The 14,305-nt window shown below is 31.8% G+C and carries 18 protein-coding genes and 2 pseudogenes; 19 read left to right on the top strand and 1 reads right to left on the bottom strand.

What is annotated here, in order from left to right; all coding sequences use genetic code 11:
- Together ACN4EE_RS19085 and pseB are read left to right on the top strand one after the other, a co-directional pair.
- A partial coding sequence (locus ACN4EE_RS19085) for a DUF29 family protein (protein WP_431708077.1) occupies positions 1 to 158 on the top strand: 158 nt, incomplete at its 5' end.
- A gap of 90 nt (positions 159 to 248) precedes the next feature.
- On the top strand, positions 249 to 1,244 hold the full coding sequence (pseB, locus tag ACN4EE_RS19080; protein WP_431708076.1) for a UDP-N-acetylglucosamine 4,6-dehydratase (inverting): 996 nt from the start codon (positions 249 to 251) through the stop codon (positions 1,242 to 1,244).
- 370 nt (positions 1,245 to 1,614) lie between these two features.
- Here pseB and ACN4EE_RS19075 read toward each other — a convergent pair.
- Positions 1,615 to 2,502: pseudogene (locus ACN4EE_RS19075) on the bottom strand (IS982 family transposase).
- Between the two features lie 348 nt (positions 2,503 to 2,850).
- Between ACN4EE_RS19075 and ACN4EE_RS19070 the strand changes: the two are divergent.
- The 17 genes and pseudogenes from ACN4EE_RS19070 to ACN4EE_RS18990 all read left to right on the top strand — a co-directional run.
- Positions 2,851 to 3,099, top strand: coding sequence for a DUF4926 domain-containing protein (locus ACN4EE_RS19070; protein ID WP_431708075.1), 249 nt, complete (start codon positions 2,851 to 2,853; stop codon positions 3,097 to 3,099).
- 124 nt (positions 3,100 to 3,223) lie between these two features.
- A complete protein-coding gene (locus ACN4EE_RS19065) occupies positions 3,224 to 3,970 on the top strand; it encodes a cytidylyltransferase domain-containing protein (RefSeq protein WP_431708074.1) in 747 nt (248 codons plus the stop codon).
- Between the two features lie 3 nt (positions 3,971 to 3,973).
- On the top strand, positions 3,974 to 4,594 hold the full coding sequence (locus tag ACN4EE_RS19060; protein ID WP_431708073.1) for a pseudaminic acid biosynthesis-associated methylase: 621 nt from the start codon (positions 3,974 to 3,976) through the stop codon (positions 4,592 to 4,594).
- On the top strand, positions 4,591 to 5,208 hold the full coding sequence (gene hisH, locus ACN4EE_RS19055; RefSeq protein WP_431708072.1) for an imidazole glycerol phosphate synthase subunit HisH: 618 nt from the start codon (positions 4,591 to 4,593) through the stop codon (positions 5,206 to 5,208). Before ACN4EE_RS19060 ends, hisH begins: the two co-directional genes overlap by 4 nt.
- Positions 5,208 to 6,023, top strand: a complete 816-nt coding sequence (hisF, locus tag ACN4EE_RS19050; RefSeq protein ID WP_431708071.1) for an imidazole glycerol phosphate synthase subunit HisF — start codon at positions 5,208 to 5,210, stop codon at positions 6,021 to 6,023. Before hisH ends, hisF begins: the two co-directional genes overlap by 1 nt.
- 11 nt (positions 6,024 to 6,034) lie before the next feature.
- A complete protein-coding gene (locus tag ACN4EE_RS19045) occupies positions 6,035 to 7,219 on the top strand; it encodes an N-acetyl sugar amidotransferase (RefSeq protein ID WP_431708070.1) in 1,185 nt (394 codons plus the stop codon).
- A 50-nt stretch (positions 7,220 to 7,269) separates the two neighbouring features.
- A complete protein-coding gene (locus ACN4EE_RS19040; RefSeq protein ID WP_431708069.1) occupies positions 7,270 to 7,983 on the top strand; it encodes a class I SAM-dependent methyltransferase in 714 nt (237 codons plus the stop codon).
- 207 nt (positions 7,984 to 8,190) lie between these two features.
- A complete protein-coding gene (locus ACN4EE_RS19035) occupies positions 8,191 to 9,204 on the top strand; it encodes a class I SAM-dependent methyltransferase (protein WP_431708068.1) in 1,014 nt (337 codons plus the stop codon).
- Between the two features lie 11 nt (positions 9,205 to 9,215).
- Positions 9,216 to 9,749: pseudogene (locus ACN4EE_RS19030) on the top strand (AAA family ATPase); the annotation flags it as partial.
- 10 nt (positions 9,750 to 9,759) lie between these two features.
- Entirely contained in the window at positions 9,760 to 10,860 is a 1,101-nt protein-coding gene (gene pseG, locus ACN4EE_RS19025; RefSeq protein WP_431708067.1) for a UDP-2,4-diacetamido-2,4,6-trideoxy-beta-L-altropyranose hydrolase, read from the top strand.
- 162 nt (positions 10,861 to 11,022) lie between these two features.
- Positions 11,023 to 11,778 carry a Uma2 family endonuclease gene (locus ACN4EE_RS19020; protein ID WP_431708066.1) on the top strand — a complete coding sequence of 252 codons (756 nt, stop codon included), beginning with the start codon at positions 11,023 to 11,025 and terminating at the stop codon, positions 11,776 to 11,778.
- Positions 11,779 to 11,894: 116 nt separating this feature from the next.
- Entirely contained in the window at positions 11,895 to 12,143 is a 249-nt protein-coding gene (locus ACN4EE_RS19015; protein ID WP_431708065.1) for a type II toxin-antitoxin system prevent-host-death family antitoxin, read from the top strand.
- The gene (locus tag ACN4EE_RS19010) at positions 12,136 to 12,549 is read left to right on the top strand and encodes a putative toxin-antitoxin system toxin component, PIN family (RefSeq protein ID WP_431708064.1); all 414 of its coding nucleotides are present in this window, start codon (positions 12,136 to 12,138) and stop codon (positions 12,547 to 12,549) included. The genes ACN4EE_RS19015 and ACN4EE_RS19010 overlap by 8 nt, the downstream gene beginning before the upstream one ends.
- 15 nt (positions 12,550 to 12,564) lie before the next feature.
- A complete protein-coding gene (gene pseH / locus ACN4EE_RS19005; RefSeq protein ID WP_431708063.1) occupies positions 12,565 to 13,116 on the top strand; it encodes a UDP-4-amino-4,6-dideoxy-N-acetyl-beta-L-altrosamine N-acetyltransferase in 552 nt (183 codons plus the stop codon).
- Between the two features lie 21 nt (positions 13,117 to 13,137).
- On the top strand, positions 13,138 to 13,260 hold the full coding sequence (locus ACN4EE_RS19000; RefSeq protein ID WP_431708062.1) for a hypothetical protein: 123 nt from the start codon (positions 13,138 to 13,140) through the stop codon (positions 13,258 to 13,260).
- 4 nt (positions 13,261 to 13,264) lie between these two features.
- On the top strand, positions 13,265 to 13,843 hold the full coding sequence (locus ACN4EE_RS18995; protein WP_431708061.1) for a Uma2 family endonuclease: 579 nt from the start codon (positions 13,265 to 13,267) through the stop codon (positions 13,841 to 13,843).
- A 27-nt stretch (positions 13,844 to 13,870) separates the two neighbouring features.
- Positions 13,871 to 14,305 (top strand): hypothetical protein (locus tag ACN4EE_RS18990; RefSeq protein ID WP_431708060.1); only part of this gene is annotated, 435 nt, incomplete at its 3' end.

The raw sequence follows: 14,305 nt of genomic DNA, 5'->3' as shown, positions 1-14,305 counted from the left end.
GTCCTAGTCTAAAACCTTATCTTAAAAGTGTCTTTGAGGAATGTTATCAAGATGGACGAGAAATTGCAACACAAATATCTGAACTTCCCCTTAATACCTTCCCCGAAAAACCGATCGCACCTCTTGAACAAATCCTTGATGAAAACTGGCTTCCCTAAATCGTCACAAAACTTAACCAAAAGCTCGATCGAACCCCCCTCAAATTAGGGCATATTAAAAGTAGATGACCTAAAAATTAATAACATCCCATGACGATCGACTTTTTCACAGATAAAGTAATTTTAATTACGGGTGGCACAGGCTCTTTTGGTAAACAGTGTGTAAAAACTTTACTGACAAAATACAATCTCAAAAAAATTATTGTTTATTCCCGTGATGAATTAAAACAATGGGAAATGGCTCAAGTATTTGACGACGATCGAATGCGCTATTTTATTGGTGATGTCAGAGATATTGAGCGTTTGAACTTGGCTATGCGCGGAGTTGATTTTATCATTCATGCCGCCGCCTTAAAACAAATTCCTACAGCCGAATATAACCCCATGGAATGTATTAAAACCAATATTTTAGGGGCAAATAATATCATCGATGTTGCCTTAGCTTCAGGAGTACAAAAAGTCGTTGCTTTATCTACAGACAAAGCCGTTAACCCCACTAATTTATATGGTGCAACAAAATTGGCTTCCGATAAATTATTTGTCGCTGCCAATAACATTGCTGGTGGTTTACCTACCCGTTTTTCTGTCGTGCGTTATGGTAATGTAGTCGGTTCAAGAGGTTCTGTCATTCCCTTATTTCAAAAATTAGTCAAGGAAAACTCTTCAGAAATTCCCATTACTGATCCTCGTATGACTCGCTTTTGGATTACCCTTGAGCAAGGAGTGGAGTTTGTTTTAAAAGCATTTCAACGTATGAAAGGGGGAGAAACATTTATCCCCAAAATTCCCTCCATGAAAATGACTGACTTAGGAAGTTCGATCGCACCTAATATTCCTCAAAAAATTATCGGCATTCGCCCCGGTGAAAAACTACACGAAGCTATGTGCAACAGGGAAGTATCTCATTTAGTGTATGAGTTTCCTGATCATTTTGTCATTCGTCCTACCATCGAATTTCAGAATAAAATTGATTATTCTATGAATGAATTAGGAGAAAAAGGGCAATCCGTACCAGAAGGCTTTGAGTACAGTTCTGATAATAATACCGATTGGTTAACTAAAGAACAATTATTATCGATGATTTAACCTTTTTATGTACATCCCGCCACAAGCAATTATTCCAGAAGCTAAACTAACTAAATATTTATTAATATTTAAAACAAGAAACGATAAATCAAAATATTTATTATAAGGAGGCTTTACCGTCGATAATTGGCAAGAATTAAAATTAGCCATACAAACAATTATTAGAGATAATGAAGCTATAGAAGATATAACAGATCAATATGGCACATATTATCACCTGAGTTCGATATAACAGTGAAGCTGAAAACAATGTAGAATAAGGGTTTTGTCCTGACTTATAAATTTTATCTAAAAATAACAATGAAAAACCAGAGCTAAAATTATTCTTTTTTTAGCCTAATATATATTTATATTTATATAGATATTAAGTTTAAATTACTAATGCGGATAAAGAGTTTATTTCCTCTTTTTCTAATTGTAATTTAGGTTTTTTATCTTGCCATGTATAAGCGATTAATCCACCAATTACATTTACCAAAAAATTAATTGGACTTCGGTGTCGTGAATGAACTATTTGCGATATATTTTGTAACTACTCATTGACAGTTTCAATCAAAGAACGTTTTCTTAATATCAACTTTTCCCATAATTCTAACAATTTATTTTTCATCTTTTTTTTGAATGGTGTAATTAATTTAATATTTTTTTGATATAGTTCTTGAAATAAATCTTGGGAAATATAACCTTTATCTCCAAACAATCGCCCCCATAAATTTTGAGTTAAATATGGCACTGTTTTTCTGTCATCAACATTTCCTTGTGTAATTTTAAAAGCTAAGATTTCTCCTAATTCATTAATGATTAAATGCAGTTTAAACCCGAAATACCAATCAATCGAGCTTTTCCCCCAATGAGCTAAGTTATCAAAAACTTTATTTCTTTTGGCTCTTTTATTATGGCAAATAGCAATACCCATTGTGTCGATAAAAGAGATACCAGTACATTGCCCTTTACGAGTATTGAGATAAAAAATTAAAGGAATTAAAACCGAAGATTTAAGTTCAACAAAACGATTATAACTGACCAAATTAGGAAAATCTTGAAGGTGATAACTTTTTATATGATCTTGATAATAATGTTTGAAGTTTCGATAATTGGAATGATGAAAATAAATAATAATAGTCATAATTTCACTTAGGGATAATCGACTATTTTTGATTCTTTGTTTCTCTGTAGATGATAATAGTTGAAGATTAAAAGATGGTTCAAAAATTAAACAAAAATCATCAACCTCATAAAAGAGTGTTTCTAAGTTCATAAAAATCAATGGGAAAAAATAACATATTGATTATGAAATTAATAAAAAAGAAAAGGAGATATTGGCAATGAAATTTAATAACTATTTTACAAAAATTAACTTATTGATCTGAGTAAAACTGTTAATCTATTAAGAATTTTAAAGTAGTAAAAAATAGTCTAAAGCCAAAACTTATATTAGTTAAGAGTTTGAGACTATTTTCTTATATCGAACTGAGGTATTATCAAGTAATCGGAAATTTGCAAGGAATCAATATAAAAAATCTACCAGTTGTTACAATCTGGTTAAAACGAAAAACCGATAATCAATTTCAATTAATCACCCTAAAACCCTATCGAAAATAAAACTATGAATATTGAACTATACCAAGAAATCGCTTTAAGTCGTGACATTCCTGAATATCAATTAAAAAAAAGGGATATAGCAACTTTAATCGATTTTATCGATCATCCTACTGGTGGAGAAAAAGGCTGTGTTTTAGAAATATTTAACGCTGTTGGGGAATCCATTAACGTTATAACTGTACCCATTTCCGCTATTAAAAATTTAAGTATAAATGATATTTTAACGACCCGTCAATTAGTTAATCGTCTTTAAATTTGAGAAACGATATTATTTGAATCCACGGTTCAATACAAAATATTTTTTCATTCTAAGCCTGTCAAGAAATCTCACAACCTTTGATTATATTATTTTGAAAATTTGAGAAAATTAATTAATCATGAAAACAGTCGCTATTATTCAAGCCAGAATGGGATCAACTAGACTACCAAATAAAGTTATAAAAACATTGTGCGATCGCACCGTCTTATCCCATGTAATCGATCGAGTAAAAAACTGTAATAGGCTAGATCAAATAGTGGTTGCCACTACTACATTACCCCAAGATGATGCGATCGTCCAAGAAGCCCAACTATGTGGAGTAAATTGGTTTAGAGGTAATGAAACCAACGTTTTAGAGCGTTATTACCTAACAGCAAAAGAATATCAAGCCGATACCATCATGAGAATAACCTCCGATTGTCCTTTATTGGATATAGAGATTATCGAACAACTATTATCATACTTTCAAGAAGAAAATAACATGGGGTTAGGCATAGATTATCTCAGTAACACACTAAGGCGATCGTTTCCCATCGGTTTAGATGCAGAAGTTTTCACCTCTAACGCTTTGGAAAGAGCCTATGATTACGCCACCAAAGATTATGAAAAAGAACACGTTACCCCCTATATTTATCAACATCCCGATTTATTTTCTTTACATAACTTGAGTAATGACGATGATTTGTCTCATTATCGTTGGACATTAGACACCCCAGAAGATTACGAATTAATTAAGATTATTTATGAAAATTTGTATCCTGAAAATTCTTTATTTGGCATGGATGAGATATTATCATTTTTAGAAAATAAACCACACCTAACTAAAATAAATGGTAATGTTAAACAAAAACAATTAGGAGAATAATCAATGACTAATTTTAAAACGGAACAAGAGCAATTTTGGGCTGGTAATTTTGGAGATGAATATACTAATAGAAATATTGGGGCTAATATTATTGCTAGTAATACTGCTTTATTCTCAAAGATTTTATCACGGACAGAAAAAGTTAACTCAGTAATAGAATTTGGTGCAAATATTGGTCTAAATTTACAAGCTATTAGAAATTTATTACCACAAGTTCAGTTACAGGCGATCGAAATAAATGATACTGCCGTTAAGTTATTAGAAAAAATAGATAATATTAAAATATATAATCAGTCTATTTTAGATTTTATTCCTTTAGAAAAAGTTGATTTTGTACTCATTAAAGGTGTTTTAATTCATATTAATCCAGATTTTTTAGTGCAAGTATATGATTTACTCTATAATAGTTGTGGTCGTTATTTATGCCTATCAGAATATTATAACCCAACACCAGTAGAAATTAATTATAGAGGTCATTCGGAAAAACTCTTTAAACGAGATTTTGCAGGGGAAATTTTGGATCGATTTCCCAATTTTAGACTAATTGATTATGGTTTTGTGTATCATCGAGATCCATGGTCTTGTCAAGAAGATATAAATTGGTTTTTGTTAGAAAAAATATGAGTAAAATTAGTGTTTGTATATTAGATTATGGTAGTGGAAATGTTAAATCCGTTTATAATTTAGCATCTACCTTGTGTGATCAAGTGATTATATCCAATCAAAATGAAACCATTAAAAAAGCAACTCATTTGATTTTACCCGGTGTTGGTGCTTTCGGTTCTTCTATGGAAAAAATTTTAAAAAATATTCCTTTGGATATTTTACATCAGGAAGTTTTTGAACAAGAAAAACCCTTTTTAGGTATTTGTGTGGGAATGCAAGTTTTGGCAACAAAGGGATTTGAATTTGGAGAGTATAAGGGTTTAAACTGGATTCATGGAGAAGTGCAAAAAGTACAAGTTAAAGAGAAATCTTTGCCTCATATTGGCTGGAATAACTTAGAAATCAAACAAAAATCACCACTTTTAACTGATATAGATGATCAACATGATTTTTATTTTGTTCATAGCTTCACTTTCCGCAGTGAGGATGAGAATAATAATATTGCTTTCTCACATTATGAAGATAAAATATCCGCAGTGATAAATTATCGCAATATATACGGTGTTCAATTTCATCCAGAAAAGAGTCAAATAAGTGGAAAACTATTAATGAGAAATTTTTTGAACCTTTAATGATTAAAAATAGACTTATTCCCGTTTTATTATTAAAAGATGGTTGGCTTGTTCAAAGCAAAGGTTTTTCTCGGTTTCAAAAATTAGGAAATCCGATCGTAGCAGTGAAAAGACTTAGTGAATGGGCTGCTGATGAATTAATATATCTTGATATTAGCCGTGAGGAAGAATACGATTTAGCAAGAGATGATTTAAAACATCCTAATAGACAGAATTTTTTAGATATTATTGAGGATGTCTCCACTTTTGCGTTCATGCCAATTACTGTTGGTGGTAAGATTAAAACTTTAAATGATATTGAAATAAGACTGAAAAAAGGAGCAGACAAAGTTGCTATTAATACAAGAGCAGTAGAAAATCTTGATTTTATCAAAGAATCTGCTCAAGAATTTGGCTCACAATGTGTAGTTATTTCCATTGATGTTAAATTGGAAGAAAAAGAATATATTGTTTATACTAATGGAGGAAAAAAACGCACAAACTACAAGGTAAAAGAATGGGCTAGGATAGTTCAAGATTATGGTGCAGGGGAGATTTTAATTAATTCAATTGATAGAGATGGTAGTAGAATGGGGTATGATTTAAACTTGATTCAATTAGTTTCTGAAACAGTTAACATCCCCACGATCGCACTAGGGGGTGCAGATGATTGGGAAGATTTTGAGGAGGTTTTAACAAAAACAAAAGCGGACGCTGTAGCCGCCGCTAACATCTTTCATTATCGAGATCAAAGTGTTTATCTAGCTAAAAAATATTTATTTGATCAAGGGCTTAATGTTCGTAAACCTTTCTTAATCGAAATAGAAAAAATTTAGGAAATTAAATTATGAAATATTGTACTAAATGTGTTTATCCTCAAGTGAGTGTTAATTTAGAACTTGACGAAGAAGGGGTATGTTCTGCTTGTCGAGTAGCAGAAAAATTTGAAGAATTGAGCGAAGAATTTTGGGCAATGAGAGAACAAAAATTTGCCAAGATTGTCGATCGAATTGTTAAGAAAAATCAATCGAATTATGATTGCATCATACCAGTTAGTGGTGGTAAAGATAGCTATTTTCAGACTTATATTATGGCAGAAAAATATGGTTTGAAACCTTTACTTGTAACTTATCACGGGAATAATTATCTTCCTGAAGGGGATTATAACAGAGATCGCATGAGACACCTATTCAATGCTGATCATTTAGTTTATGGACCAAGTGTAGAAGTTTTAAAAAAATTAAATAGAATTTGTTTCAAAAAAATGGGGGATATGAATTGGCAAAATCATTGCGGTATATTTACTTTACCCGTAATTGTTGCTGTGAAATTTAATATTCCTTTAGTTATTTGGGGGGAAACAACTTGGGATATTTCAGGAATGTATGAACCTGATGATTTTGTAGAATTTAGTAATCGAGTACGTCATGAGCATGGTTTGAGAGGCTATGAATGGTATGATCTAATTAATGAACCTGATGAACCATTGACAGAAAAAGATATGATGTGGGCAAAATATCCAACGGATGAAGAAATTTTAAAAGTTGGGGTTCGTGGTTTATATATTGGTAATTTTTTCAAATGGAATCCCTATAAACATACAGATTTAATGAAACAAAAGTATCAGTGGAAAGAAGCTGAACAACCTTTTGAGAGAACATATCGCCGAATATCTAACTTAGATGATAGATATGAAAATGGTATTCATGATTTACTTAAGTTTGTCAAATTTGGTTATGGGCGCGCTTCTGATCATGCGTCAAAAGATATTCGTCTGGGTTATATGTCTAGGGAAGAAGGTATCGAAAAGGTAAGAGAGATGGATCATGTTGTATCTAGTGATTTAGAGTATTGGCTTAACTATGTGAATATGACAGAAACTGAATTTTGGGAAATTGCCGATACTTTCAGAAATCCTAGAGTTTGGTGGATAGAAAATGATATGTGGTATAAAGACAACATTTGGGGTGAACCTTCAGCCTATGGTTCTGTATATCTTAAAGATTCAGACAGGGCAAAATATCTAAGATAAGATTTCAATAAAAAAATTATGATCATAATCATTTAATCAGGGGTATCAAAATGAAAAAGTATGGAAAAGATATTAATTCAAAAGAAGCGTGGGATGAAATGGCAAAAAGTTATTCAGAAAAACTTGCTAATGAATATCATAAGCACAGATTAGATGTTATTAATTCGTTGATTCCTGAAGAACTTTATCAGACAGGAAAAAATATATTTGATTTTGGATGTGGAGATGCAATTCATTTTGAGCAATTTCTTGATCAGGGAGTAAAAATAACTGGTGTTGACATTTCCCCTGAAATTATTACTTTGGCAAAAGAACGTCTTTGTCAAATTAAATCAAATCCAGATTTAGTGAATATAGGTGGAGTATCTTTTCTCAGTGACATGAAATCTAGCTCATTAGATGCGATTCTTAGTTTTAATGTTCTGGCATACTTGACAAATGAGGAAGAAGAACATTTTTATAAAGAAGCATCTCGTGTGCTTCGACAAGGCGGTTATCTGATTGTGACTCATTCCAATGAATTATTTGATATGTATAGCATGAATCAATACACGGTTGATTTTTTAAGTCGTCATTTGATCACAGATGGTGAATTAAAAACCTCTTTGTCAAAATTAATCATTCATTCTTCAGAAAAAGAAAACGTCTCCACTTATAATGTTCGAGAAAATCCCCTTAATTATCAATTCAAATTAGCTAAATATGGATTTAAAGAACAAAGACAAGAATTTATCAATCTTCATCCTGCCCCCCCCCATTGTTAACAACAAATAAATCTTATCCTGACACTTTATGCTACAAAGATGAAGATAAATGGAAACTAATGTTTGCTTGTAGTATCTTTGGCTCACTGTCAATAAAAATTTAACCCTTTATATTTTGGGAATTATTCGCTACTGAAAGCTACTGAAAATTTTAAATATTCCAGTGTCATAAAAATACTCTGAATCAGGTTAAAACAATTAACTCCTATGCTAGAAAAAAATCTAAAATCCCTTACAGAAGAAGATATTCGCCCTGCTAAATTAATGATAGATCAACAAAAATGTGTAGAGGTCGATCGACAATTTTTACTATCTAATAGAAATAAATGGGTTGAAGTTTCCTGCCCTGCTTGTATGTCCTCAGAATCTAACTTTTATGGAGAAAAAGAAGGTTTTACTTATGTTGAATGTAAAAAGTGTGGCACAGTCTATACAAATCCTAGACCCTCTTTAAATTTGATGCACGAATTTTATGCAAATTCTCAAAACTATGCTTATTGGAATAAATATATTTTTCCAGCTACAGAAGATAATCGTCGTGAACGTATTTTTTGCCCAAGAGCAAAAAAACTTGTGGAATACTGTCGTAAGTTTGGGGTAAAAACTAATACTTTGCTCGAAGTTGGCGCTGCTTTTGGCACATTTTGTGAGGAAATTCGTAAGGAAAATTTATTTCAAAATATTATCGCTTTGGAAATGACACCAGACTTAGCATCCACTTGTCGTGGGCGAGGTTTTGAAGTTTTAGAAATGTCAATAGAAGGAGTACAAAAAGATCAAATTGCTGATGTAATTGCTTCTTTTGAAGTCATTGAACATCTTTTTTCGCCTCATGAATTTATCATGCAATGTTCAAGGCTATTAAAACCGAATGGTTTACTGGTACTAAGTTGCCCTAATGTGCGTGGTTTTGATGTAGCAACTCTCAAGACTTTATCGAGCACTTTTGATCATGAACACGTTAACTATTTTCACCCTCAATCTCTTTCTTTGTTAGTTGAACAATGTGGTTTTAAAGTCTTAGAAGTGCAAACGCCAGGGCAATTAGACGCAGATTTAGTAAGAAAACAAGCTGTTAATGGTTTAATCAGTCTTGACAATCAACCTTTTTTACAAGAAATATTAATTAATCGTTGGGATGAAATCGGCGACTCTTTTCAAAAATTTCTTGCAGATCATAAATTGTCGTCTCATATGTGGATCGTTGCTCAGAAAATCTAAAAAAAATAAATATGGTCAATAAATCTATTCCGAGAATTGAATATTTAAAAGTACAAAACTATCGAGCATTACATCACTTAGAATTAAAAAATATTACCCCTTTAACTATTTTTTTAGGAGCAAATGGTAGCGGAAAATCTACTATCTTTGACGTTTTTGCCTTTTTATCAGAATGTTTTACCGAAAGTCTGCGCAAAGCATGGGATAGGCGGGGAAGATTTCGAGAATTACGCACCAGAGGCACAAATGAACCGATTATTATAGAAATTAAATACCGAGAAACCAGTAATTCCCCTTTAATTACCTATCATTTAGCCATTGATGAAGAAAATAATCGCCCCTTTGTGGCAGAAGAATGGTTACATTGGCGTCGGGGTAGTCATGGTAAACCTTTTCGTTTTTTGGACTTTAAAAAAGGGCAAGGAGAAGTTGTGAGCGGTAAAATGCCTGATGATGAAGACGATCGCATTTTTGAACAGTTAGAATCCTCTGAATTTATTGCAGTCAATACATTAGGGCAATTTGCCAAACATCCCAGAGTCAATAATATTCTATATGTTTTCTAATATCATTATTCGTGCGGATGCGTCTTTAAATATGGGTACTGGACATATTATGCGTTGTCTTGCTTTTGCTCAATATTTACAAAAACATCAAATTAACCCGATTTTTATTTGTGCCGAATTACCAGAGAATTTACAAATAAGATTAATAAGTGAAAACATCGAATTTATTTTAATCAATGCAGAGTTAGGCAGTAATCAAGATGCTCAAATTACTATTAATTTAGCTAAAATATATATAGTAAATTGGGTTATTATTGACGGTTATCAATTCGATTTTAAATATCAAAAACAATTAAAAGAAGCAGGTTTTAAAATACTATGTTTTGATGATTATGGACATTGTAATTATTATTATGCAGACTTGATTTTAAATCAAAATTTTGGTGCAAATCAAGAGTTATATAATCATAGAGAAAGTTATACTAAATTATTGTTAGGAAGTGATTATACATTACTAAGAAAAGAGTTTTTAGGGTGGCAAAAATGGCAAAGAGAAATTAAACCCCATGCAAGTAAAATTTTAGTCACAATGGGAGGAAGTGACCCTGATAATGTTACTTTAAAAGTTATTCAGGCTTTGTCTTTAATATTTGACTCCCCAGATGATCCCCCCCAACTCCCCTTACTAAGGGGGGAGTCGAAGACGGGGAAATGTTTAATAAGGGGGGAGTTAGAAGTTGTTGTTATTGTTGGGGGTAGTAATCCTCATTTTGAGTCTTTAAAAAATTATTGTGATACTTTACCTCTTAATATCACTTTAAAACAAAATGTTGATGATATGCCTGAATTAATGGCGTGGGCGGATATGGCTATTTGTGCAGGAGGTTCGACTAATTGGGAATTGGCTTTTATGGGTTTACCAAGTATCGTTATCATGATCGCCGATAATCAGAGAGAAATTGCTCAAAATTTAGCCCAAATGGGTTTAATTATCAGTTTAGGATGGTGGGAAAATGTAAGCATTGATATGATTAATAATGCAATTTTAGGGTTAATTCAAGATCAAAATAAACGAGAAGATATGAGTTGTTTAGGAAGACAATTAATTGATGGGAAGGGGTGCGATCGAATCTTCCAAGCAATGTTATAGATTGACTCTAATTTTATTTTATCTGGTTATACCGATGGATAATTTTGGGAAAAATATTATGAAAAATACAACTATTATTATCAAAGACTTGAGAAATTAACAAAATGATCTACAATAAATAATAATCCATTTAATCAACTATTGAGCAACGGATTTAAACTGATGTATCAACAAAGTAATCCTCCTCTTTCTCCGAAAGAAATATTACCAACCATGTATGATTTACCTAGTGAAACTCTGGAGGATCAAGGTTTGCCTGACGAATTTCATCTTTTACAACCAGAATTATTAAGAGTAACATTTCTCCCCCCTGACTATCCTCAAAATCAAGTTTTTGTAGCTAGTGATCTGAATTTGTATTATGATCCCCGTCATCCTCAATGGTATAAACGCCCTGATTGGTTCGCCGTTTTAGGTGTATCTCGTTTATATGAGGAAACAGAGTTAAGATTAAGTTATGTCACTTGGCAAGAAGGGATTAATCCTTTTGTTGCGATCGAACTTATATCCCCGGGTACAGAATCAGAGGATTTGGGTCAAACTTTAAGAGAAATTAATCAACCTCCGAATAAGTGGGAAGTATATGAAAGAATACTCAGAATCCCCTATTATTTTGTCTATAATCGTTATAATAACGAGTTTCAAGGATTTGGGTTAACAACGAATCGCTATCAAAATTTATCCCAGACTGAACAGGGATTTTGGTTGCCCGAAGTTAGAATGGGATTGGGATTGTGGCAAGGTAGTTATCAAGGGATTGAGCGTTTGTGGCTGAGATGGTATGATGAGGAAGGTAACTGGCTTCTTACTCCCACAGAAAGAGAACAACAACGGGCTGATCAAGCTGAGAAGGAGAATCAAAGGTTACGAGAATTGTTAAGACAAGCCGGAGTCGAAATTCCTGATGATACAATTTAGCTAAATATTATACCTAACCGTGAAGATTATCAACTCAGAAAGCTAGAGAAATCATATTTAGAATATGTTATAACGAAATAGTCCTTTGCCAATTTATCAAATTAGAGTTTAAGTCTATGCAGTATTTCTCATCAAATTTAATCAAAAATAATATATCGACTATATTAGAAACCGTCAAAAAAGAACCAGTTGTTATTTCTCAAGAACAAGAGGAAGTAGCTGTTATCTTATCCATAGAAGAATATCAAAAAATTGTCTCTTATAATATTCAAGACTTTCAAGATTTTTGCGATCGAATCAGACAAAAAGCGGAGGCTAAAGGATTAACAGAAAGCAAACTTTTAGAAATTTTAGCTGATGAATAAACCTTTTTTTGTGATTAACAATATCTTAATCAGTAGATTAATTCTACCAAATTCTATTCCTGCTCAAGCAGTCAGATTAGCATTAGAAATTGGAATATTATTAATTTCTGATCCAACTTTACAGGAATTGTTAACAGTTATAGAAAGGAAAAAATTTGACAAATATGTTTCTCTTGGAGAGAGAAAAGAGTTTATTCGTAAATTACAAATTATTGCTAGAAAAATAGAGATTACTGAACATTTTAATATCTGTCGTGATCCCAAAGATGATAAATTTTTAGAATTAGCAATCAATCGTAAAGCTCAATTTATTATCACGGGAGATGAAGATTTATTGGTACTTAATATTTTTCGTGGAATAGAAATTATAACTCCTAGAGATTTTACTAATCAATTTTCTAGCTAGATTAACGATAAAATTATGCCTAATCGTGAAGATTATCAACTCAGAAAACTGGAAAAGTCAGACTTAGAATTAGTGTTAAATTGGCGTAATTCAGAGAGAATTAGAGCGAATATGTACACTGATCATGTTATTAGTTTAGAAGAACATTTAGCATGGTATGAACGCATAAAAGATGATAAAATCTCTATTTATTTAATTTGTGAATATCAAAATAAACCCATTGGATTAATAAATTTTACCAATATCGATAATAAAAATAATAAATGTTATTGGGGTTTTTATTTAGGAGAAATAGATGCACCTTTAGGATGTGGCATTGTCATGGAATTTTTGGCTTTAGAATATATTTTTGAAAAGGTGGATATTAGAAAATTATGTTGTGAAGTTTTATCTTTTAATGATAAAGTCGTCAAACTTCATAAAAAATTTAGGTTTAATGAAGAAGGTATTTTTAAAGAGCATATATATAAAAATAATCAATATCAAGATGTTATTTGTTTAGCTTTATTTAAAGATATTTGGTTAGAAAATAAAGAAAAATTAAGTAAAGTAGTGTTTAGAAATTAATTAGAAGCCTATAGCAGTGAAATGCGTCCTTTTCCCCATGTTCGATCGATCCAAGCAGTAGAATATCTTGCTAGGGTGAGGGGTGCTATGATTGGGGTGGAGGGTGCTGAAGCCTTTATGTTAGTTATAAATATATCGAGATAAAATTATGGTTGCTCAACTTCAAGTCAAATACTATACTCCAGAAGAATATTTGGAATTAGAACAAAAATCAGATACAAGAAATGAATATATTGACGGAGAAATAATCCCCATGACAGGAGGCACAACTAATCACAATCAGATTGCTGGTAACTTTTATCGGGCTTTTCCCCTAACTATTAACAATCAAGATTATTACATTTATATTAATGATGTGAAGTTATGGATTGATGATTATCGTTTTTATAGCTATCCTGATTTGATGATTATCGAAAGTAAACCTATTTATCAGTCTGACAACAATACTATAGTAATTAATCCGAAAGTGATTATTGAGGTTTTATCGGATTCTACTCAAAAGTATGATAAAACTGAAAAATTTAGAGCTTATCGATCGTTACCTAGTTTACAGGAATATATCCTGATTTCTCAATCTAGTTACTATGTAGAACAGTTTATCAAACAAACGGAACAACAATGGTTATTTAATGCCCTTGAAGGAGAAAATAATCAGCTTTCTTTAGTTAGTATTAATTTCTCTATTTCTTTCAATAATTTATATCAGAGAATTGTTTTTAATTCCTAGTCATTGTAATACTTGTTAAAAGAAAAAATGTTGATTCAAGATTTATCATTACAAAAAAGGCAGTTTTTCATTAATTTAATCAAAAAAAGAGTAAAATCTGGTACAGGTAGCAGTGTCGAATTTTTACACAAACGTACTTGGACTTATCCTGTGAGTAACTTAAATTCTATTATCACACAAGCATCTTTTGTCATTGTCGGGGGTATCGCAACTCGATTATATATGCCTGAAAGAATGACATTAGATATTGATATTTTAATTAAAGCTGAAGATTGTGAAGTTGTTTATCAAGATTTGCAAAATGCTAATAGCCAAAAAATTGGAGATTTAAGCATTTCAGGTAGTCAATGGCAATTAGCAGATAATACTTCTTTAGACGTATTGGTAGGGGAAGATGAATGGGTTGCGGAGGCGATTTCTATACCTAATTATGCCCCAGATGGTTTGCCCATAATTGCTTTA

Source organism: Geminocystis sp. CENA526 (genome assembly GCF_050753365.1).
Classification (GTDB): domain Bacteria; phylum Cyanobacteriota; class Cyanobacteriia; order Cyanobacteriales; family Cyanobacteriaceae; genus Geminocystis.
Note: the sequence above shows the minus strand (reverse complement) of the source record. Positions and strands in the feature narration are given on the sequence as shown.